Below are 21,445 nucleotides of genomic sequence, written 5' to 3' on the forward strand. Positions count from 1 at the left end.
GCATGCCCCATCCTGCAACCACGCCGCTGGTCGGCCTCGTGATGGGGTCCGATTCAGACTGGCCCGTTATGGACGCAGCGGCGGCGGCACTGGCTGAATTCGACATTCCCTATGAAGCGGATGTGGTGTCAGCGCACCGTATGCCCGAGGACATGCTTGATTACGGACGCAATGCGCACCGGCGCGGCCTGCGCGTCCTTATCGCAGGTGCCGGCGGTGCCGCACATCTGCCGGGCATGCTGGCCTCGGTGACTCCCCTCCCGGTGATCGGCGTACCCGTGCCGCTGAAGTACCTGGACGGGATGGATTCGCTGCTCTCGATCGTCCAGATGCCGGCCGGGGTGCCCGTGGCCACGGTCTCGATCGGCGGAGCACGCAATGCCGGTCTGCTGGCGGTCCGGATGCTGGCCGCGGGGACCGATCCGCTGGCCGCGCGGCTGCAGGAACAACTCATCGACTTTGCCGGCGCCCTGCGTCAGACCGCCATGGCCAAAGGTGCCGCGTTGCGAACGTCACTGACCGGCACGGACTAGGCGCGGCAGTGAACGAGCACCCTCCCGCCGCCGGCGCGGGCACCTACACGGATCCTGTCCGCTACCCCCAGTCAGCAGCCCCCGCGGTGCGTACCAAGCGCGCCTTCGTTCTCCTGCTGCTGACGCTGCTGCTCCCCGGCGCCGCGCAGGTGGTCGCCGGTGACCGGCGGCTTGGCCGGCGCGCACTGCGGGTGACCTTCACCGTCTGGGCCCTGGCCATTGCGGCCATCCTGGTGGCCCTGACCAACCGGGCGCTGCTCATCGACGTGCTTACCCACGGCTGGGCGTCCTTCCTGCTGATGATCGTCCTGGCCCTCCTGGCGGTGGGTTGGGCACTGCTGTTCCTCAATACGCTGCGCATCATCCGGCCCCCGCTGCTGCAACGGGGCGCGCGTCCCCTGGTGGCCACAGCCCTCGTTGCCCTCATGGTCCTGACCAGCGGCAGCCTGGCCTACGGCGCGTACCTGCTCAATGTCAGCCGGCAGACGTTCGGCTCCATCTTCGCGTCCGGCCCGTCCCTTGATCCCGTTGACGGCCGCTACAACTTCCTGCTGATGGGCGGCGACGCCGGCGAGGACCGCACGGGCCTGCGGCCCGACAGCATCTCCATGATCAGCGTGGACGCCAAGACGGGCCAGCCGGTCACCTTCAGCATTCCCCGCAACTTCCAGAACGCCCCGTTCCCCACGGATTCTCCGCTTTACGGAATCTATCCGGACGGGTACAACTGCGGCGATGAGTGCATCATCAACAGCCTCTACCAGACTGTGACCGAGAACTACGCGGACCTCTACCCGGGCGCGGCAGACCCGGGCGCGGAGGCCATGATGGATGCGGTCAGCGGCATCCTGGGACTTGATGTCCAGGGTTATGTCATTGTGGACATGGATGGTTTCTCCACCCTCATCGACGCCATGGGCGGCATCACCATCAATGCCGGTGGCTGGGTTCCCATTACGGCCGGGGAAATTCCCGGCACCAACCGGCACTATCCGCCTGACGGATGGATCCCGCCGGGCACGCAGACCTTGGACGGCTACCACGCCCTCTGGTACGCCCGCTCACGCGAATTCGTCACCGACTATCACCGGATCTCGCGCCAGCAGTGCGTCCAGCAGGCCATGGTGGCGCAGATGGACCCCGCCACCCTGTTGACCCGGTTCCAGGCCATTGCCTCAGCGGGCGAGCAGATCGTCAAGACGGACCTGCCGCAGGATCAGCTCGGCAGCTTTGTTGACCTGGCGCTCAAGGCCAAGGACCGGACGATGGGGCGGATGACCATTGGTCCGCCGGACTTCGGCACCGCAGCGGACAATTTCGTCACGTACCCGGACTTCAACCTGATCCACGCTCGGGTGCAGGAGAAGCTGGCGGCCTCCAATGAGCCGCCCGCCCCCGCACAGGAGCCGGCTCCTGCCCAGGAAGCCGCACCGCAGGATGCCGCACCGCAGGACGGCGCCGATGCAGGAGTTGATTCCGGCACGGATACCGGCGGTACCGACGGCGAAGCCGCGGACGGGACAGCCATTGTCGAGGCACCGCAGGCCGAAACCCCGGAAATCACGGTGGAGTACCTCCAGTACCTGGCCGAGATCCAGGACGATGCGACGCTGGGTACGCTCCTGAACAACAACGGTGAGTGCAGCCCGGGATAACCGGCACACCGCCAGCCTCCGATTCCATCCAGCAGCCGAAAGAGACCCATGTACCTGCTCCGGAATACCGTTCGACCCTATGCGTGGGGATCCACCACTGCGATGGCCGGGCTTTTCGGCCGGGAACCCTCCGGTGAGCCCGAGGCAGAGATGTGGATCGGTGCGCACCCCGGGGCGCCGTCCGTCCTGGTGTCCGAGGCAGAGGGGGCGCAGACCCTTGATGAGCTCATCGCCGCGGATCCCGAACTCGCCCTGGGTCCGGACATCGCCGCACGTTTCGGCAGCGAACTGCCGTTCCTGGCCAAAATCCTGGCTGCCGGCTCTCCGCTGTCGCTCCAGGTCCACCCCACCCCGGACCAGGCCGACGCCGGGTATGCGGCCGAGGAAGCCGCCGGTGTGGACCGGGGCGCCCGGGAACGCAACTACAAGGACCGCAACCACAAACCCGAGATGATTTTCGCGCTTACGCCCTTTGAGGCCCTCTGCGGCTTCCGGGAGCCCGACGAGGCCGCGGAACTTTTCCGCACCGTCAACCGGGCCATCGAGGATACCGGGCGCCGGGTTCCGGAACTGCTGGAATGGATCGTTGCGGAGTTGTCCTCCGGCCATCCCGCCACGGAGCGGCTGCGCTCGGTATTCAGCGCGCTGATTGCCGACGGCGAGGATGTCCGTGCGGCCGTGGAGATCGCAGCGGCGGCAGCGGATACCGCCGACGACGGCGTCCATGCCCGCGAGCTGGCCACCGTGGCCCAGCTGCACGGCTTCCATCCCGGCGACCCCGGCGTCCTGATCTCGCTCCTGCTCAACCGCGCATCGCTGCAACCCGGCGAGGCCGTTTATCTGCCGGCCGGAAATGTCCACGCCTACCTGAACGGGCTGGGCGTGGAGGTCATGGCATCCTCGGACAACGTGCTGCGCGGCGGGCTGACCGCCAAGCACATAGACGTCCCCGAACTGCTGCGGACCGTGGATTTCCGCCCCGTCGGCATCCCCTCCGTAGCTGCGGAGCACACCGCGTCCGGCCAGGAACTCTTCCGCCCGCCGTTTGAGGAGTTCCAGCTGCAGCGCCTGGAGCTGGCCTCCGATCCGGGCACGGCACCGGCGCCGGTGCCGGTGGCGCAGAACGGACCGGCGGTCCTCATTGTGGTGCGCGGCAGCATGCTGCTCTCCTCCCCCGCCGGAAGCCTGGTCCTGGAGGCGGGGCAGAGCGCGTTCCTGCCGGCCGGGGATGCTCCCGTAACCGCCGCTCTCGCGACGGACTCCGTCCAGCACGACGACGGCGCGCTGGCGTTCGCCGTCACGGTCGGCTCAGCCGCCCGGCAGGACAGCGGCGAGCCGACCCTGGACGTGTCGGTCTAGGGGAACTGCCGGGCAGCGGAAGGCTAACGCCCGAGGCGGCCCTTCAGTCCGGCCAGGAGTGTACGTGCCTTGCGCATCCCGGACTTGGCCAGCGGTAGCGCCGAGGCAAAGACGGGATACAGCGGTGACAGCGGCTTGTCCCAGGTTCCCGCCAGCTGGTCCTCGTGCTTGGCCCACCCCATCTTGAACTTCGAGACACCGTCATTGAGCAGGCCGTTGAAGTCATACCGGGTGATGCCGCGTTCCTTCATATCGGAAATGGCATGCCACTTCAGGGCGTAGTTTGCCCGAAGCCGCTCCCCTTCCTCCGTCATGCCGCCGTAGAGCTCGAAAGACGTGTAGTCGCTGGTGGACAGCCAGAGGAAGGCTACGACGTCCTCGCCCTTGAACGCCGCGTAGACCGGGGAATCCTCACCCAAATTGTCGAAGATATCCAGGTAGTAGGAGTCTTCGTGGATCCCGAAGTTCGCCCGCTGGGCCGTGAGTTTGTAAACGTCGAGGCATTTGGCAATCTCGTCGCGGCTGACCCGGCGGTAGGTCAGGTCTTCACGTCCTGACTTGCGGATGTACTGCCGGTGCTTTTTGCTCATGTCCCCGGACAGCTCTTCCAGGCTCCGCCGAAGGTCCAGAATCAGGGTCCGCCCGATGAGGATGGTGTTCCCGCTGCTGCGGTAGCCCAGGCCCGGCAGCCCGGCAGCCAGCGGTCCTTCGGCATCCCAGTCGGGTTCAATGGACAGCGCGACGGCGTGATGGGTGTTCTTCACATACCCGCCTACCGCGTCCAGGACCTCCAGTTCGCGTCCCGGCAGTCCCTGCGGGCCGCGCGGGATGTATGCCAGGGCACGGAAGGGGAACGGCAGGGCGCGGAGCAGCACCTGGGCGTTTCCCACCAGGGCGCCCGCTTCGTCAGTGACGAGGACCCGGTCAACGCTCCAGCCGTGCTGCGCTTTGGTTTGTCCCCAGCCCCACAACTGCTGGGGGTGTCCGCCGAAGCGGTTGACGTTTTCATTCCAGGAAGCGGCATCGGAGCAGGGAGTAACGCGCAGTGTCATGCCTTCCAGCCTACTTCGCCTCGCCGCACGGTTCCGAAACGGCACAGGCTGCCGCCGCTGCCGGGGACTGCCTTCTGCCCGGACGCTTTGTTACGGTCGACTATGAGTACTCAAGCTTCCAGCTCCCGTACAGCGCGAACCGGTTACCGTGGATCGGACCTCGCCCGCCAAATCACGGTGACGGTCTGTTTCCTGGTGTGCATCGTGGGTTCCATGATCGGGGTGGGAGTGTTCGGCGGCACGCCCATCGCCGAGGCAGCCGGCGGTGCCCTCAGCGCCGATGCCACCTATCTGGCTCCGGCCAGCCCCGCCTTCTCCATCTGGTCCGTCATTTATACGGGCCTGGGCGTTTACACGCTCTACCAGTGGTTTCCCTCCCAGCGCAGCTCGGACCGCCAGCGTTCCCTCGGCTGGCTGGTTGCTGCCTCCCTGCTGCTTAATGCCGCGTGGATCCTCACGGTCCAGGCCGGTGCCGTCATCCTCAGCGTGGTGGTCATCGTTCTGCTGCTGATTGTTCTGGCGCTCTGCTTCCGGCGGTACGTCACCACGCGCGCCGGCCGCAGCTGGCCTGAGTGGATTGCCGTTGACGGCACACTGGGCCTCTACCTCGGCTGGGTGTGCGTGGCCACGGCAGCCAATACCGCCTCAGCCCTTACCTCTGAAGGATTCCGGGGGTTCGGGATAGCGCCGGAGATCTGGGCCTGGGGTGTACTGGCCGTAGCGGCCGGCGTGGGAGTGGCTCTTGCCGCCGCCGGCCATGGCCGCCTTGCTCCGGCGGCCTCCCTCGGCTGGGGTTTGGCGTGGATTGCCGTCTCCCGGCTCAACGGCGGACTCGAATCGACGTCGACGGCGGTGGCTGCCGCAGCTGCCGCCGCGGTGGTGGTGCTGGCGACGGTACTCCTGCGGGTCCGGCGGCCCGTCCGGGAGGCCGCAGCCTGACGCCCGACACACAGCATCCAAAAAAGCAGGCGGCCGGGGATTCCCCGGCCGCCTGCTGTTTAGCCCGCTCGATTAGTTGGCGCGGGCGTAGGTCTCCCATTTGTGGGCCTGGTGCTCGCCGTCAACCACGCGGATGGTGCCGGACTTCGACCGCATCACGATGGACTGGGTCAGCACGCGGTCCTTCTTGTAGCGGACGCCACGCAGCAGGTCACCGTCGGTGATGCCGGTGGCGGCGAAGTAGCAGTTGTCGCTCCAGACCAGGTCATTGGTGGACATCACGCGGTCCAGGTCATGGCCGGCGTCGATGGCCTTCTGCTTCTCGTCGTCCGAGGTGGGCCAGAGCCGGCCCTGGATGACGCCGCCGAGCGTTTTGACGGCGCAGGCGGTGATGATGCCTTCCGGCGTTCCGCCGATACCCATCAGCGCGTCGACGTCGGTTCCCTCGCGGGCGGCCGCAATACCGCCGGCCACGTCACCGTCCATGAGCATCCGGGTGCGGGCACCGGCGTCGCGGATTTCCTGGACCAGCGGCTTGTGTCGGTCACGCTCCAGCACCATCACGTTGAGCTGGTTGATCTTCTTGCCCTTGGCCTTGGCGATCAGGTGCAGGTTCTGCTTGACCGGCAGGCGCAGGTCCACCATGTCGGCGGCCTCGGGACCGGTCACCAGCTTCTCCATGTAGAAGACGGCGGACGGATCGAACATGGTGCCGCGCTCGGCGACGGCGAGCACGGCCAGGGCGTTGTTGATGCCCAGCGCCGTGAGGCGGGTGCCGTCGATCGGGTCGACGGCGACGTCGCACAGCGCGCCGGTGCCGTCGCCTACATGCTCACCGTTGTAGAGCATGGGGGCTTCGTCCTTCTCGCCTTCGCCGATGACCACGACACCGTTGAAGGAGACAGTGGAAATCAGGGAACGCATGGCGTCCACGGCAGCGCCGTCGGCTGCGTTCTTGTCGCCGAAGCCCACCCAGTGGCCGCCGGCAATGGCAGCGGCCTCGGTGACACGAACCAGCTCGAGGGCCAGGTTCCGGTCCGGCTCGGAGTCCCCGACAGCCAATGCGGGGGAAAGAGTTGAGTACTGGGCACCTTTGGACACGTCAAACCTCATCTTCGAAATTTCGATGTAAACCGTCTGCGGACACCGGCTAAGGAGCAGAAGGCTTTTGTCCGATCATAGTCTGCGTGTTCAAAGCCACCACCCCGGGCGCGGACCGGGGCCGCACGAACGGGTGCAAAGTAGGACTTATTACCCGTATGGGCGATCATGGAGGGGTGAGTGAAACGCAACCGGATCCACAGCAGCAGATCAACCATTCCGAACCGGAAACAGTGACACCGGTCCTGACCGGCAAACAGGCCAAACGTGCCAATGCCACGGTCATGGGGATGCTGATCGCCACGGGTCTTACCCTGGCGCTCTGCCTTGTTCCGGTGCTGATGAACCCCGCCCCCAAGATGCAGGCACGCAACGTCGATGTTGCAGCTGCCGCCAACCAGGCGGCCGGTGATGCCGGCTACAGCCCGCTGGCCCCGGAAATGCCGGAGGGCTGGACCGCCAACTATGCACGCTGGAACACCGGCAGCAACGACGGCGTACCCAATTGGGAGGTGGGATATCTCACTCCTGAGACCGAGTTCATCGAACTGGTCCAGACCGATGCCGCCAACCCCACCTGGCTCTACCAGAGCACGGGAGACTCCACCGTGGCCGGTGAACGCCCGGCCGGGGGCGTGACGTGGGAGCTGCGGGACTCGAAGAACGGTGAAGCCGCCATGGTGGCCGAGGTTGAGGGACAGACCATTGTGCTGTCCGGTTCCGCTGATCTGAGCGAGTTCGACGTCCTCGCCGAGCACGTAGTCGGGGAGCTTCGCGGCAACTGAACCCCGCCGTCACTTTCTCCACCGGCGGAGTTCAGTGGAGTAACCTCGAAAACGTGGAATCAGCAACCGGAAGAACATTCACCCCCGCACAGGCCTGGCAGAAACTGCGTGAAGGCAACGAACGCTTCGTCGCAGGTACCGCCAACCACCCGAACCAGGACGCCCCGCGGCGCAGTTCCCTGGTCAACGAACAAAACCCCTTCGCGGTCATCTTCGGCTGCTCCGACTCCCGCCTTGCCGCCGAGATTATTTTCGATCTCGGGCTCGGCGACGCCTTTGTGGTCCGCACCGCGGGCCAGGTCATTGATGACGCCGTTCTCGGATCCCTCGAATACAGCGTGGGAACCCTGGGCGTACCGCTGATCGTGGTCCTCGGACACGACAGCTGCGGTGCCGTCACTGCTGCCAAGGCCACCGTGGAAACCGGCGAAATGCCCGGCGGCTATGTCCGGTCCCTCGTCGAACGCATCACCCCGTCCGTCCTGGCTGCCCAGCGCAAGGACCTGCACGAGGTCAACGACATGGTGGTGGAACACACCAAGCAGACCGCCGAGCTGCTGGTGGAAAGCTCGCGCACCATTTCCGATGCGGTGGATGAAGGCCGCGTTGCCGTCATCGGCCTGTCCTACCGGCTGGCCGAGGGACGCGCTGACCTGGTCTCCGGTTTCGGAGCCCTGGAGCACCCCGCCGTGCAGCGCTCGATGCTGCCCAAGTAGCAGTTGGTACCACGGTTTCAGCTGCAGCGCCCGGGCAGATTAGGCTTGGGGGCATGACTTCTGACACCTCCGATTACCGCATCGAACACGACACCATGGGTGAGGTCCGTGTCCCGGCCTCCGCCCTCTACCGCGCCCAGACCCAGCGCGCGGTGGAGAACTTCCCCATCTCCGGCACCGTGCTGGAACCCTCGCACATCGAAGCGCTGGCCCGGATCAAGAAGGCCGCTGCCACGGCAAACGCTGAACTGGGTGTGCTCGACGACGAGCGTGCCCGCGCCATCGAGAAAGCCGCCGACGCCGTCGCCGCCGGCACCCACAATGGCCAGTTCCCGATCGACATCTTCCAGACCGGTTCCGGAACGTCCTCGAACATGAACACCAACGAGGTCCTGGCCGAACTGGCCACGCGCGCCCTCAAGGAGGCCGGCAGCGAGACCACCGTGCACCCGAACGACCACGTGAACGCCTCGCAGTCCTCCAACGATGTGTTCCCGACCTCGGTGCACGTGGCTGCCACCTCGGCCCTCATCAACAACCTGATTCCGGCCCTCGAGCACCTGGCTGTCTCTCTGGAGCGCAAGGCCGAGGAATTCAAGGACGTCGTCAAGTCCGGCCGCACCCACCTGATGGACGCCACTCCCGTCACCCTCGGGCAGGAATTCGGCGGCTACGCGGCCCAGGTCCGTTACGGCATCGAACGCGTCCAGGCCTCCCTGCCGCGCGTGGCTGAAGTCCCGCTGGGCGGCACCGCCGTCGGCACCGGCATCAACACCCCCGCGGGCTTCCCGCAGCGCGTGATTGAACTGCTGGCCAAGGACACAGGCCTGCCGCTGACCGAGGCCCGCGACCACTTCGAGGCACAGGCCAACCGGGACGCACTCGTCGAGGTCTCCGGCATGCTGCGCACCATCGCGGTTTCCTTCTCCAAGATCGCCAATGACCTCCGCTGGATGGGGTCCGGTCCCAATACGGGCCTGGGCGAAATCGCCATTCCGGACCTGCAGCCGGGCTCCTCCATCATGCCGGGCAAGGTCAATCCGGTCATTTCCGAGGCTGTCCTCCAGGTAGCGGCACAGGTGGTCGGCAACGACGCCGCCGTGGCCTGGGCCGGCACCTTCGGCTACTTCGAGCTCAACGTGGGCATTCCGGTCATTGCCGCGAACCTGCTTGAGTCCATCCGCCTGCTGGCCAACTCCTCGCATGTGATGGCCGACAAGATGATCGACGGCATCGAAGCCAACGTTGAGCGCGCCCGTTACCTTGCCGAGGCCTCCCCCTCCATCGTGACCCCGCTGAACAAGTTCATCGGCTACGAGAACGCGGCCAAGATTGCCAAGTACTCGGTCAAGGAGGGCAAGACCATCCGCCAGGCCGTGGAGGACCTCGGCTACGTGGAGCGCGGTGAACTGACCGTTGAGCAGCTGGACAAGGCACTGGATGTCCTGTCCATGACCAAGCCGCCGCAGGCCTAGCCGGGTCCCGGAGGGCGTCCGGGAGGGGGCTCGCTGAGCTGCTTTCCGGACGCCTTTTTCGGGCCTTGCAGGTATTTGCACTCTGAAACGCAGAGTGTAAAACTTTACCCTGTGAAGAATAGTGCAGAGACTGGCGGCGGGCTGCGGGAGCGGAAACGCACCGCCACAAAACTCGCCATCATCAAGGCCGCGCGGCTCCTGACCGCCGCGCACGGAGTCAACGGCTTTACCGTCGAGGAACTGTGCACGGACGTCGGCATCTCCCGGCGCACCTTCTTCAATTATTTTCCGGCCAAGGAGGATGCCATCCTCGGCTCGCCCGCAGATGAAATCCCGGCGGATCTGGCCGAAGCCTTCGTTGCCGGCGGTCCCGCTGCGGGCAGCGCCGCCACCGGCTCGCTTTCCGGCTCGCTGCTGGCGGATTTCGTGGACTTTGCCGCAGCACTGATGGACCGGATGACCATGTCCCGGACGCAAATGACGGCACTCCAGGATGCCGTTGCGGCCGAGCCGCGCCTGCTGCAGAAAATAATGCGCGGCACCCGGGACGCCGAGGACGCCTTCGCCGCCCTCCTGTCCGCCCGCGAGAAGCTGCCGGCAACGGACCCCCGCATCCAGGCAGCGCTGGGTTTGTTCAGCTGCCTCACCCAGCGGGCCGGACCGGCATTCTTCGCGCCCGGCAATACCCGCTCCTACCGGTCCCTCCTCGCGGAGGCGGCTGCCGCGCTGCAGGACCTGTTTGCCGGCATGGCACCGCTGCCCGGACATTCGCCTCCCGCTGCCCCCTCCACCTCCACTGCCCCTCCCCCCTCCTGCAAGGACCATCCATGACCACCACCGCAGCGCCCGCTTCCGGGCCGCTCCTGCTGACCCAGAAACGCATCTGGATCATCTTCTCCGCCCTCATTGCGGGCATGCTTTTGTCCAGTCTGGACCAGACGATTGTCTCCACCGCCATGCCCACCATCGTGGGCGAGCTCGGCGGCGTCGAGCACCAGACCTGGATCACCACCGCCTATTTGCTGGCCACCACCATCGTGATGCCCATCTACGGCAAGTTCGGCGATGTCCTGGGCCGGCGCAATCTGTTCCTCTTCGCCATCGCCCTGTTCACCGCAGCATCGGTGGGCTGTGCCTTTGCCACGGACTTCTGGGGCTTCGTGATCTTCCGCGCCATCCAGGGCCTGGGCGGCGGCGGCCTGATGATCCTCTCGCAGGCGATCATTGCCGACATCGTGCCGGCCAACCAGCGCGGCAAGTACCTCGGCCCGCTGGGCGGCATCTTCGGCCTGTCCGCCGTTGCCGGCCCCCTGCTGGGCGGATTCTTCGTGGACCACATGACGTGGCAGTGGGCGTTCTACATCAACATCCCCATCGGCATCATCGCCTTCCTGATCGCCTTCTTCACCCTGACGCTGCCGAGCAAAAAGGCGCAGAAGAAGATCGACATCGGCGGCGTCGTGTTCCTGTCCCTCGCCACCACCTGCCTGATCTTCTTCACCGACTTCGGCGGACGGGCAGATCACGGCTGGACGGACCCGCTCACGCTGGCCTTCGGCGCCGGCATGCTGCTGGCCGCCCTGATCTTCGTGATGATCGAACGCCGGGTGGAGGACCCGATCATTCCGCTGGGCCTCTTCAAAAACCCCATCTTCGTGAACAGCACCGCCATTGGCTTCACCCTGGGCATGGGCATGTTCGCCGCGCTGGCCTTCGTCCCGACGTTCCTGCAGATGTCCACGGGCACCTCCGCCGCCGTCTCCGGCCTGCTGATGCTGCCCATGATGGTGGGCATGATGGGTACCTCCATTTACTCCGGCCTGGCGATTACCAAAACCGGGAAGTACAAGAAGTACCCCATCATGGGTGCCGTGCTCGTTATTGCCGCCATGCTGTGGATGACCACGCTGTCCGCGGACACCCCCGTCTGGGTCATCTGCGCCCAGCTGTTCGTCTTCGGCGCCGGCCTGGGCTACATCATGCAGGTAGTGGTGCTGGTAGTGCAGAACTCGGTCCCCGTGGACCAGATCGGCACCGCGACATCCAGCAACAACTACTTCCGCGAAGTCGGCGCTTCCCTGGGCGTGGCCATCTTCGGCGCCATGTTCACCTCCCGGCTCGCTGAGAACCTGAAGGAAACCTTCGCCGGAGCGGGACTGGATTCCGCCGCCGCAGGCGAGGCGACGGCGACGCTGCAACCGTCGGTGCTTGAGACCCTCCCCGAGCCGCTCCAGGACGGCATCGTCACCGCCTATGCGGATTCGCTGGCACCGGTGTTCTGGTACCTGATTCCGTTCCTGGTCATTGCCCTGGTGCTGGCACTCTTCCTCAAGCAGATCCCCCTCTCGGATGTAGCGGGCATGGTGGCCCGCGGCGAGGCCGTGGGCGGACCCGAGGCGGACCGTCTTGAAGCCGAGCGGCTGGCCGGGCTCAAGGGCGGCACCGCACCGGGCGAGAGCGTGCGGGAGCACGAGGAGACAACGGGCGCTGACGCAGCGGCACCGGATAACCCGGGCCGCGGCACCGGACACTGACCGACGGTCCCCGGAACGGGCAGGGCCCGCCGCCGCATCCCAGGGTGCGGCGGCGGGCCCTGCCGCTTTTTGCCCTTTATTCCCCGGCCCGGCCCTCAAAGACCGGCACGCCGTCGGAGGACAGCGCCAGGCTGATCAGCATCCGGTGCCGCTCACTGAGGTCCGGCAGGGCATCGAGTGCGTACCAGCCCACGTCGGTGGATTCGTCGTCGTTAACCCGCGCCGTGCCGCTGAGATAGCGGCAGCTGAAGGCCAGGTTCAGGAAGGAACAGACGTCTTTGTTGGGGAAGGTGACGGGTCCGTGGGCGCCAACATGGATCAGGTGCACCAGTTCGGCGCGGACACCTGTTTCCTCCTCGACCTCGCGCAGTGCCCCGGGCCCGGGCTCCTCTCCGGGATCCAGCATGCCCGTGATCAGGGTCCATCGTCCGTTGTCCGCACGCCGGCCCAGCAGGACCTGTTGTTCCTCGTTGAACACCACCGCGGTGACTCCCGGGAGCCAGAGCGGGTCGTGCCCGATCCGCTCCCGCAGGGACAAAACAAAATCAGGGGTAGGCATGGGTCCTACTGTAGGCCAGGGGCCAGCATGGCCACCGCAGCGCCCAGCAGCAGGAACGGACCGAACGGCACGGCGCTCGCCCCCGTTCCCCGCCGGCTGAGAATCAGTCCCAGCCCCCACAGGCCTCCGGACACAAAGGTCGCCACCACGCCGGCGAGGACCTGCCCCGCCCCGAGGAAGCCCAGATACAGGCCCAGGAGACCGGCCAGCTTTACGTCCCCGAAACCGAGTCCCGCGGGGTTCAGCAGACGGAGGGCGAAGAAGCCTCCCCACAGGGCGGCGGCGCCCATCAGCGCCCCGCCCAGACGCTCCGGCTCCCCCGCAGCCAGCGATGCCCCGCCCAGGAGCAGCCCGACGGCCGGATAGGACGGCAGGATCAGAGCGTTCGGCAGCCTGCGGGTACGGACGTCCGCCACCGTCAGGCGGACCGCCAGAACACCGAACCAGCCCAGCGCCAGGCATAGCAGCAGCGCCGCGGCCCCGCCCCCGCCGCCCATCGACCGGTAATCCGCCACAACCCCCAGCATGGCCATAACCTAGCCCACCGCGCGAGGCCGCGGATCCGGGAGGCCTTTCGCTGTGGACAACCGGCGCAGCCTGGCTAGCCGATCTGGCCCTCTTCGAGAAGTTCGGTGACCAGGGCGGCAATCGGCGAGCGCTCGGAGCGGGTGAGGGTGATATGCCCGAACAACGGATGTCCTTTGAGTGTTTCCACGACGGCCGCAACACCGTCATGCCGCCCCACCCGCAGGTTGTCGCGTTGGGCCACGTCGTGGGTCAGGACCACCTTGGAGTTCTGGCCGATGCGGGAGAGCACCGTCAGCAGCACGTTTTTCTCCAGTGACTGTGCTTCATCCACTATGACGAAGGAATCATGGAGCGAACGTCCCCGGATGTGCGTCAGCGGCAGCACCTCCAGCATGCCGCGGTCCAGCACTTCCTCGACCACCTCCGGGGAGACCAATGCTTCGAGGGTGTCGAACACCGCCTGGCCCCAGGGGCCCATCTTCTCGGACTCCGATCCGGGCAGGTAGCCGAGCTCCTGGCCGCCCACGGCATACAGCGGACGGAAGACCACCACCTTGCGGTGTTCCCGGCGCTCCAGCACCGCCTCCAGTCCCGCGCACAGGGCCAGGGCAGACTTTCCCGTCCCCGCCCGGCCGCCCAACGAGACGATGCCGACGTCGCGGTCCATCAGCAGGTCGATGGCCAGGCGCTGTTCTGCTGACCGGCCGTGCAGACCGAAGACATCCCGGTCACCGCGCACCAGCCGCAGTTTCTTGTCCGTCCCCACCCTGCCCAGGGCGGATCCCCGTCCCGCCATCAGGACGGCCCCGGTGTTTACCGGCAACTCGGCAGCCTCGGGGACAAAAACGGGCTGGTGCTCATAGAGCAGCCCCATATCAGCCTCGGAGATATCCAGTTCCGCCACTCCGGTCCAGCCGCTGTCCCGTACCAGTTCGTTGCGGTATTCGTCCGCGGCCAGGCCCATTGCCGAGGCCTTGAGCCGCATGGGCAGGTCCTTGGACACCACGGTGACGTTCCGGCCTTCATCGGCCATGCTTTTGGCGACGGCCAGGATCCGGCTGTCATTGTCGCTGCCCCGGATCCCGTCGGGGAGAACGTCGGTGGAAATGTGGTTCAGTTCCACCCGCAGCGTACCGCCGCTTGGACCGAGGGGAATGGGTGCGCTCAGCCCGCCGTGCTGCACCCGGAGATCATCAAGCAGCCGCAGGGCGTTGCGTGCGAAATACCCCAGCTCGGGGTCCTGCCGTTTGTTTTCGAGTTCGGTCACCACCACCAGGGGCAGAATGACCTCGTGTTCGGCGAACCTCAGGATGGCCCGGGGATCGGAAAGCAGCACCGAAGTGTCCAGGACGTAGCTGGCCCGATCCGTATCGGTGCCGGAGATGGGAGCCGGAGATGCCGCGGCCCATCCGTGGGGAATTTCTTCTGACTGCCTTCTTGCGTCCTCGTGGGGCACGTGGAACTCCCGTCAGGGGCCACCCCCGGCAGCCCCGGTCGCTGGATGCAGTGCTGCCGGAGCGCACAACTCGCCCGGCAGCTGCGAACGGCCGGCACCGGGCGCGGCCGATAAGCACCAAAGTACGCCCGCAACGGCCGTCACCGCAGCAGGACACGGTCCCGAATCTCAGGAACCGAAGCGCCGCTGCCGGCTCGCGTAGTCGCGCAGGGCGCGCAGGAAGTCCACGCGACGAAAGTCCGGCCAGAGCGCCTCACAGAAGTAAAACTCGCTGTAGGCGCTCTGCCACATCAGGAAACCGGACAGGCGCTGCTCTCCGGAGGTCCTGATAACCAGTTCGGGGTCCGGCTGGCCGCGGGTGTAGAGGTATTCGGAGATCCGTTCATCACAGATTTCCTCGGTCACGTCCGCGATCCCCTTGCCCTGGGCTTCGGCGTCGCGGAGCAGTTCCTTAACCGCGTCCACGATTTCGCGGCGCCCGCCGTAGCCGATCGCCACGTTGACGTGCAGTCCCTCGGCATCGGCGGTGCTTTCCCCGAGACCGGTGAGCTGCTTGGCCAGGTTCTGCGGCAGGATCTCCAGCGCCCCCACGGGCTGGACCCGCAGATCGCCCTTTTCGGCCAGCCGGTCCATGGTGTTGCCGATGATGTTCAACAGCGGTTCAAGCTCATCCGCGTCCCGGTTCAGGTTGTCCGTGGAGAGCATGTACAGGGTTACCGTGCGGACACCCAGTTCCTCGCACCAGCCCAGGAACTCCAGGATCTTGTCAGCACCGGCCTGGTGTCCGTCGCTGGTGGGTGCGCCTGCCAGCTTGGCCCACCGCCTGTTTCCATCCACCATCACGCCGATATGCTGGGGAATGCGGTCTCTGCTCAGGGACCGCCTGAGCTTGCGTTCATAGAAGGCATAGACGACTCCGGGGAATCTCATAGTCTGCCTCACCTGCCTCAGGTCGGGAGCCGAGCCTGACGGGCCGCAGGAGCGGCCGGTCGTGTCCGGGAAGTGGAAAAATCTTCTCCTAGGCTACCGCTAGCTCGTCCGCTGGTTGCGCCGGGTGGAGGTGCGGCTCAGCTACCCAACCGTAAGTTACCGCATCGTAGGTTAGAATTTCCGTTATGGATTCGTCACCATCCTCCGCCCGGACTCCCGGCATTCCCGCACAGCATGATCCGGAGTCCCGGACCGCCCCCGGCCCGCTGGAAAGCGCCGTCGAAACAGTGGCCGCAGAGCTGGAAATCAAACCCCGCCTGCGCGGCTGGCTGCACGCCGGCGCGGCCCCCCTGGCACTGGCAGCGGGAATCGTCCTGGTGGTCCTCTCCCCCACCGCCGGCACCCGGATTGCCTCGGCAATCTACGCCCTGACCGGTGTCCTGCTCTTCGGCACCAGTGCCGTCTATCACCGCGGGAACTGGTCGCCGAAAGTCAAAATGGTGCTCAAACGGCTGGACCACACCAACATCATGCTGGTCATAGCCGGTTCCTACACACCGCTGGCCTGGTCGCTGCTGCCGCGGGACAGCGCGGTGACGCTGCTGTGGATCATCTGGACGGGCGCCCTTCTCGGTGTCGCCTTTCGGCTCCTGTGGCTGCACGCCCCCCGCTGGCTGTACACCCCCGTCTACATTGCCCTGGGCTGCGCTGCCCTGTTCTATATTCCGGAGTTCTACGGGGTCAATCCGGCGGCTGCAGTGCTGATCTGCGTGGGCGGGGCCATGTATATTGCCGGAGCGGTCATCTACGCCATGAAACGGCCCAACCCCTCAGTGGAATGGTTTGGTTTCCACGAGATTTTCCATGCCTTCACGCTGGCCGGCTTCGCCGCCCATTACGCCGCCATCCTGATGGCCGTTCGCTCGGTCGGCGGCTAGGGCCGACCGGACGGGCACTGGGCGCCGACCGAACGGGCACGCCCGCTGCCTTAGCGCACGGCCCGGAACTGCGCCTGGAGTTGGGCCGGGTCGGATACCGGACGGCTGCACACCATGCCCCGGCACAGGTACGCCATCGCTTCACCGTCGGGGGCCTGCCGGTTCCGCAGCAGCGGCACCCGGGATTCGTTTCCGGTGCCCGTGTCGAAGGCCGTAACGACGCCGGGGCCTCCCGCTGCACGCCCGGCCCGCAGCAGCCGCTCAACTGCTGCTTCGTCGGTTCCGCAGACGGCCAGCTCGAGCGGCCCTTCCAGCGCCTGGACCAGGACCGACATGGCCCAGCCCCCGGCACGCGGTGCACGCGCCGCCACCAGTTGCACATGGCCCAGCAGGGATTCGGCAAGGGCACGGTGCCGGGTGGACCCGGAATACGCCGCATACGTCACGAGCACTCCGGCGAACAACGCCGTACCGCTGGGAGTGGGTCCGTCCAGAGGGTCGGCTGCAGAGAGTGATCCCTGGGCGGCTGCGAGCTGCGCCGTCGGTATCGCGGTATCCCGCAGCGCCCCGTCAACAATGAACCGTTGCTCCGCCGCCAGCACCAATTCCTCTGCGGCAAGGTACCAGCGTTCCTCTCCAGTGGCGGCGAAAAGGGCGAAAAGCCCCTCCGCCACCCCGGCATAATCCTCCAGCAGGCCTTCAAATCCTGCCGCGGCACCGTCATGGGATACCCGCAGCAGCACGCCGCCGCGGTAGTGGACGCGCAACAGATATCCGGCGGCTTCCCGGGCCCGGTCAAGCAGCCAATCAGGACCGGCTGCCCGGAGCCCGTCCTCCACGTCAAGGCCGCCGGGCGCGCCGTCAACCTCGGCGCCGTCGACCTCGGCGCCGTCGCGGGTGTCGGCACCGTCACGGGCATCGGCATCGGCAACGGCCAGCGCGGCATCGGCCAGGCCGGCCACCGCGAGCCCGTTCCAGCCGGCCACCACCTTGTCATCACGGTCGGGCTGCGGCCGGAGGTCCCGGGCAGCCAGCAGTACCGGGCGCAGGCGCAGCCAGAGCGCCTCCTCCTCCGGTGCCAGCCGGCGCCCGAAATGCAGTGTTGAGCCGCCCTCGGGCATGGCTCCGGTCTCCAGGTCCAGAAGCGAGAGAACAGCGTCTGCTTCCGCCTCCGGCACAGCGGCGGAAGCCAGTGCCGAGCGGAGTTCTTCACGGGTCCACACATACGTGGCCCCTTCCCGGCGTCGGCCGTCCACGAGCGTGTCGGCGTCCAGCGACGAGGCGAATCCACCCCCGTCCACGCGCAGGCTCTCCGTCAGCCACCGGGCGGTATCGGTGCAGATGCGCAGCGCCAGGCTGCGCTGTTCGGCGGAGGCAGCCGTTCTGCTCCACTGCGCATAGAGGCGCAGCAGCTGCACATTGTCGTAGAGCATTTTTTCGAAGTGCGGGATGGCCCAGGCCCGGTCCACGGTGTACCTGGCGAAGCCGCCTTCGAGCTGGTCATACAGTGCGCTGCGCGCCATGGTTTCCAGCGTGCGGTCCGCCACGCCGGCAGCGGTACCTGCGGCCGGTGCAGTGCCGGAACCGTAGCTGAGCAGGAACTTCAGCAGGGGTGACGGCGGGAATTTTGGTGCGCCGCCCAGTCCGCCGAACCGTACGTCCTCCTGTTCGGCGATCTCCGCGACCGCCGTCTCCAGTACGTCGCCGGACAGCACGGGGGTGCCGCCGGCACCATCCGTCGACAGGTCCAGCGCCCCCACGAGCCTCCGGTTCCCGTGCTGGGCCGAGGCGAGGTGTTCCGCGATCTGCGCGGCACTGGCGGCCACCTCATCCGGGCGGTCCCGCCATGCGGTAGAGACCGCTTCCAGGACCTGCCGGAAGGACGGTGTCCCCTGCATCTGCTGCGGCGGGAAATAGGTGCCGGCATAGAAGGTACGGCCGTCCGGAAGGGTGAAGACGCTCATGGGCCATCCGCCCTGTCCGGTCAGCGCCTGGGTGGCAGCCATGTACACGGCGTCGACGTCGGGGCGCTCCTCGCGGTCCACCTTCACCGAGACGAAGTTCTCATTGAGGTACTGCGCGGTGGCAGCGTCCTCGAAGGATTCGTGCGCCATTACATGGCACCAGTGGCAGGCGGCATAGCCCACCGAGATGAACACCGGCACGCTGCGGCGCCGGGCTTCGGCAAAGGCTTCGTCTCCGAACGGCCACCAGTCCACCGGATTGTCTGCATGCTGGCGCAGATAAGCCGATGCCTGGTCCCTCAGTCGCTCGGCCATGGCTGATCCGCTAGCGCGGAGAGTTCTTCCCGGCATCGGAGGGCCGGCCCCCAGCGGCGGCGTCCGGCGAAGGACCGCTCCCCGGCGCCGTCTTTGCCCCCGCGGTGGATTCGCCCGGTGCCGGCGCGCCCGCTTCGCGTTCGGCCATTGCCTGCGCGGCCTGCTCGCGGTAACGCACCCGGCGGATGCGCTTGGTCATGTCGCGGATCAGGAAAATGATCGCGAGGGCCAGGACCAGGGTGAAGATGAAGCCCAGCAGGCCCGGGGTGACGTCTTTTTCATCGACCCCCGGGGCGAGGGTCTGGTCCGGAGCCGGAGTGACGGCAAGAGCCAGGCTGTACAGGAAGTTCACGGTATATCTCTCTCTTAGCCAGTGCGGCGGCGGAAACAGTGTTCCCTAGGTCTATCGTATGCCAGCAAACAGGTCAGTCTCGGGGAGGACGGTTTCCACCCGGGACTCGACCAGGGAGTAATCCTCCCAGGGCCAGACCTTGCGCTGCATTTCCGGGCTGACGGCAAAGAAGAACCCTTCGGGGTCCACCTGGGTCCGGTGGCTGCGCAGTGCCTCGTCGCGTGCCTCGAAGAAGTCTCCGCATTCAACCTGCGTGGTGGTGGGGTGCAGCGGTGCCGGCGGCTGGTGGCCCTCGGTATCGGCTTCCTGCCATGCCGCGAGCCGCTCGGCATACGGGGACTGCAGGCCGGCGGCTTCGAGCGCAACGTGCAGGGCCCGGAAGCGCTCCGGGTTGAAGGCGCGGTCATAGTAAAGCTTCAGTGGCTCCCAGGGCTCGCCGGTGCCCGGGTAGCGCTTCGGGTCCCCGGCCGCGGAGAAGGCTTCCACCGCGACCTTGTGCGCCATGATGTGGTCCGGGTGCGGATATCCGCCGTTCTCGTCGTAGCTCACGATGACGTGCGGGCGGAATTCCCGGACAAGCTTCACCAGGGGTGCGGCGGCGCGTTCCAGCGGCTGCAGGGCGAAGCAGCCAAAGGGCAGATCAGGCAGCGGGTCGCCTTCGGGGAGGCCGGAATCCGCGAACCCCAGCCAGCGGTGCCGGATACCCAGGGCGGTCCTGGCGGCTTCCATTTCCCGCCGGCGGAGTCCGGCGAGGTCCCGCTTGCCGGCCGGATCGTCGGCGGCGCCCGGGTTCAGGATGGAGCCCTGTTCGCCTCCGGTGCAGGTAGCCACCATGACGTCGACGCCGGCGGCGGCGTAGGACGCCATCATGGCGGCGCCCTTGCTGGCTTCGTCGTCCGGATGGGCATGCACGGCGAGCAGGCGCAGCTCGGGCCGGGATTCGGTGCTTTCGCGGGCAGACAAGGCAACTCCTGAGATCAGCGGAACGGGGCTATGAAATCGGCGGCTAAAATAGGCAGGTGAGCACTTCGGAAGGTCAACCCGAGACATCGGCACCCCAGCAGCCGGACGCTTCCGCGTCCGAGTCCAGATTAGCCAATCGCTACGGTGCCCCCAAGCGGGGCATGTCGCGGCGTGCGCGTATGGTCGGGGCCGGTGTTGCCCTGGGCGCTGCAGTGGTCGCCGCGGCGGTCTACAGCATCCCCAGTTCCGCAGGTACCGTAACGTTCAAGGACGTCGGCTTCAGCTTCCCGGAGGACGGCATGGCCACGGTGGAGTTTAATGTGGACAAATCCGCGGGCAGCACCGCAGCCTGCGCCGTCCAGGTGCTCAACGAAAGCTATGCCATTGTGGGCTGGAAAACCGTTGTCCTGGGCCCCGAGGTGCCTGAAACAAGCACGCAGAACGTCAGCGTCCGCATCGATTCCCCGGCGGTTACCGGTGGTGTGAATACCTGCTGGATCGTCCCGGAGGATGAGGCCTGAGGCCGGTTTTCCTACATCGCCGGGCGTATTGGGTTAAACCCGCCGGGCCACTAGTATGGAGAGCACGACATGCCCCGCCCAGGTGTCCGGCTATGCTCTGGTGAACTTCCCGCTGGAAGTCGCTGACGGGTTTCAGAGATGGAACTCACAGAGCAGTCCGGTCCCCGCACGGCGGGGTCTTTGCTTGTCAGGCCAATCCGGCCTGCGGGCGTTCAGCCATGCCGGACCAACAGGTGGTCCGGACGTTACATAAGGAGATACCCGTGTCAACCAACAGCGCATCTGTCGCCTGGCTCACGCAGGAGTCTTACGACCGCTTGAAGACGGAACTGGAGCACCTGTCCGGACCGGGCCGGACAGAGATTGTTGCCCGCATTGAGCAGGCGCGCTCGGAGGGGGACCTGAAGGAAAACGGCGGCTACCACGCTGCCAAGGAGGAGCAGGGCAAGGCTGAGGCCCGTATCCGCCAGCTCACCCAGCTCCTGGAGAACGCCCATGTTGGTGAAGCCCCCGAAGACAACGGTGTCGTGGAGCCCGGCATGCTGGTGGAAGCCCGTGTTGCCGGTGACGTGGAAACCTTCCTGCTGGGCAGCCGTGAAATTGCCGGCGACAGCAATATTGATGTGTACAGCGAAAAGTCTCCCTTGGGCGCATCGATTTCCGGCCTGAAGGCCGGGGACAGCACCACGTACACCGCACCCAACGGCAAGAGCATCTCCGTGGAGATCATCTCCGCCAAGCCGTACGCCGGCTAGCCCCGGCTGCACTTT

Annotated in this window: 21 protein-coding genes; 12 read left to right on the top strand and 9 right to left on the bottom strand. The window is 66.4% G+C overall.

Annotated elements, in window-relative coordinates; all coding sequences use genetic code 11:
* Positions 1 to 2: 2 nt before the first annotated feature.
* The 3 genes from purE to manA are packed head-to-tail and all read left to right on the top strand — an operon-like array spanning position 3 to position 3,547.
* Positions 3 to 533, top strand: coding sequence for a 5-(carboxyamino)imidazole ribonucleotide mutase (gene purE / locus AC5RTS_RS02580; protein ID WP_493990517.1), 531 nt, complete (start codon positions 3 to 5; stop codon positions 531 to 533).
* Between the two features lie 8 nt (positions 534 to 541).
* Complete coding sequence (locus tag AC5RTS_RS02585; RefSeq protein WP_493990518.1) at positions 542 to 2,188, top strand: LCP family protein; 1,647 nt, start codon at positions 542 to 544, stop codon at positions 2,186 to 2,188.
* Positions 2,189 to 2,236: 48 nt separating this feature from the next.
* A complete protein-coding gene (gene manA, locus AC5RTS_RS02590) occupies positions 2,237 to 3,547 on the top strand; it encodes a mannose-6-phosphate isomerase, class I (RefSeq protein WP_493990519.1) in 1,311 nt (436 codons plus the stop codon).
* A gap of 23 nt (positions 3,548 to 3,570) precedes the next feature.
* Here the strand turns inward: manA and AC5RTS_RS02595 are convergent, their stop codons facing one another.
* Positions 3,571 to 4,599, bottom strand: coding sequence for a lipid II:glycine glycyltransferase FemX (locus tag AC5RTS_RS02595; RefSeq protein ID WP_493990520.1), 1,029 nt, complete (start codon positions 4,597 to 4,599; stop codon positions 3,571 to 3,573).
* Positions 4,600 to 4,701: 102 nt separating this feature from the next.
* On the opposite strand from AC5RTS_RS02595, the gene AC5RTS_RS02600 reads away from it, so the two are divergent.
* Positions 4,702 to 5,538 (top strand): TspO-related membrane protein, encoded by an 837-nt coding sequence (locus AC5RTS_RS02600; RefSeq protein WP_493990521.1) that lies wholly within the window; start codon positions 4,702 to 4,704, stop codon positions 5,536 to 5,538.
* A gap of 72 nt (positions 5,539 to 5,610) precedes the next feature.
* Here AC5RTS_RS02600 and glpX read toward each other — a convergent pair whose 3' ends face one another.
* On the bottom strand, positions 5,611 to 6,651 hold the full coding sequence (glpX, locus tag AC5RTS_RS02605) for a class II fructose-bisphosphatase (protein WP_493990522.1): 1,041 nt from the start codon (positions 6,649 to 6,651) through the stop codon (positions 5,611 to 5,613).
* Between the two features lie 164 nt (positions 6,652 to 6,815).
* Here glpX and AC5RTS_RS02610 point away from each other — a divergent pair, with 164 nt between their 5' ends.
* The 5 genes from AC5RTS_RS02610 (at position 6,816) to AC5RTS_RS02630 (ending at position 12,149) form a co-directional block, all read left to right on the top strand.
* Positions 6,816 to 7,424: a DUF4245 domain-containing protein gene (locus AC5RTS_RS02610; RefSeq protein ID WP_493990523.1), complete on the top strand. Its 609-nt coding sequence runs from the start codon at positions 6,816 to 6,818 to the stop codon at positions 7,422 to 7,424.
* A 53-nt stretch (positions 7,425 to 7,477) separates the two neighbouring features.
* Entirely contained in the window at positions 7,478 to 8,140 is a 663-nt protein-coding gene (locus AC5RTS_RS02615) for a carbonic anhydrase (RefSeq protein WP_493990524.1), read from the top strand.
* A gap of 53 nt (positions 8,141 to 8,193) precedes the next feature.
* Positions 8,194 to 9,615, top strand: coding sequence for a class II fumarate hydratase (locus AC5RTS_RS02620; protein ID WP_493990525.1), 1,422 nt, complete (start codon positions 8,194 to 8,196; stop codon positions 9,613 to 9,615).
* 111 nt (positions 9,616 to 9,726) lie between these two features.
* A complete protein-coding gene (locus AC5RTS_RS02625) occupies positions 9,727 to 10,446 on the top strand; it encodes a TetR/AcrR family transcriptional regulator (protein WP_493990526.1) in 720 nt (239 codons plus the stop codon).
* On the top strand, positions 10,443 to 12,149 hold the full coding sequence (locus AC5RTS_RS02630) for an MDR family MFS transporter (protein WP_493990527.1): 1,707 nt from the start codon (positions 10,443 to 10,445) through the stop codon (positions 12,147 to 12,149). Before AC5RTS_RS02625 ends, AC5RTS_RS02630 begins: the two co-directional genes overlap by 4 nt.
* 76 nt (positions 12,150 to 12,225) lie before the next feature.
* On the opposite strand, the gene AC5RTS_RS02635 is transcribed toward AC5RTS_RS02630, so the two are convergent.
* From AC5RTS_RS02635 to AC5RTS_RS02650, 4 genes are all read right to left on the bottom strand, one after another.
* Positions 12,226 to 12,708, bottom strand: a complete 483-nt coding sequence (locus tag AC5RTS_RS02635) for an NUDIX hydrolase (protein WP_493990528.1) — start codon at positions 12,706 to 12,708, stop codon at positions 12,226 to 12,228.
* A gap of 5 nt (positions 12,709 to 12,713) precedes the next feature.
* Positions 12,714 to 13,235, bottom strand: coding sequence for a prepilin peptidase (locus tag AC5RTS_RS02640; RefSeq protein ID WP_493990529.1), 522 nt, complete (start codon positions 13,233 to 13,235; stop codon positions 12,714 to 12,716).
* 74 nt (positions 13,236 to 13,309) lie between these two features.
* A complete protein-coding gene (phoH2, locus tag AC5RTS_RS02645; protein WP_493990954.1) occupies positions 13,310 to 14,620 on the bottom strand; it encodes an RNA 5'-3' helicase PhoH2 in 1,311 nt (436 codons plus the stop codon).
* A gap of 240 nt (positions 14,621 to 14,860) precedes the next feature.
* Positions 14,861 to 15,622 (bottom strand): isoprenyl transferase, encoded by a 762-nt coding sequence (locus tag AC5RTS_RS02650; RefSeq protein ID WP_493990530.1) that lies wholly within the window; start codon positions 15,620 to 15,622, stop codon positions 14,861 to 14,863.
* A gap of 287 nt (positions 15,623 to 15,909) precedes the next feature.
* Here AC5RTS_RS02650 and trhA point away from each other — a divergent pair, with 287 nt between their 5' ends.
* Positions 15,910 to 16,560 (top strand): PAQR family membrane homeostasis protein TrhA, encoded by a 651-nt coding sequence (trhA, locus tag AC5RTS_RS02655; RefSeq protein ID WP_493990955.1) that lies wholly within the window; start codon positions 15,910 to 15,912, stop codon positions 16,558 to 16,560.
* Between the two features lie 50 nt (positions 16,561 to 16,610).
* Here the strand turns inward: trhA and AC5RTS_RS02660 are convergent, their stop codons facing one another.
* From AC5RTS_RS02660 to mca, 3 genes are read right to left on the bottom strand one after another with little or no spacing between them, the layout of a single operon-like run.
* A complete protein-coding gene (locus AC5RTS_RS02660; RefSeq protein WP_493990531.1) occupies positions 16,611 to 18,839 on the bottom strand; it encodes a thioredoxin domain-containing protein in 2,229 nt (742 codons plus the stop codon).
* Between the two features lie 10 nt (positions 18,840 to 18,849).
* Positions 18,850 to 19,191 (bottom strand): hypothetical protein, encoded by a 342-nt coding sequence (locus AC5RTS_RS02665; RefSeq protein ID WP_493990532.1) that lies wholly within the window; start codon positions 19,189 to 19,191, stop codon positions 18,850 to 18,852.
* A gap of 51 nt (positions 19,192 to 19,242) precedes the next feature.
* The gene (gene mca, locus AC5RTS_RS02670; protein ID WP_493990533.1) at positions 19,243 to 20,154 is read right to left on the bottom strand and encodes a mycothiol conjugate amidase Mca; all 912 of its coding nucleotides are present in this window, start codon (positions 20,152 to 20,154) and stop codon (positions 19,243 to 19,245) included.
* A 56-nt stretch (positions 20,155 to 20,210) separates the two neighbouring features.
* On the opposite strand from mca, the gene AC5RTS_RS02675 reads away from it, so the two are divergent.
* Together AC5RTS_RS02675 and greA are read left to right on the top strand one after the other, a co-directional pair.
* Complete coding sequence (locus tag AC5RTS_RS02675; protein ID WP_493990534.1) at positions 20,211 to 20,675, top strand: DUF4307 domain-containing protein; 465 nt, start codon at positions 20,211 to 20,213, stop codon at positions 20,673 to 20,675.
* Between the two features lie 218 nt (positions 20,676 to 20,893).
* Positions 20,894 to 21,430 (top strand): transcription elongation factor GreA, encoded by a 537-nt coding sequence (gene greA, locus AC5RTS_RS02680; protein ID WP_493990535.1) that lies wholly within the window; start codon positions 20,894 to 20,896, stop codon positions 21,428 to 21,430.
* Positions 21,431 to 21,445: the final 15 nt, after the last annotated feature.

It is taken from the genome of Arthrobacter sp. MDT1-49-2 (genome assembly GCF_059090185.1).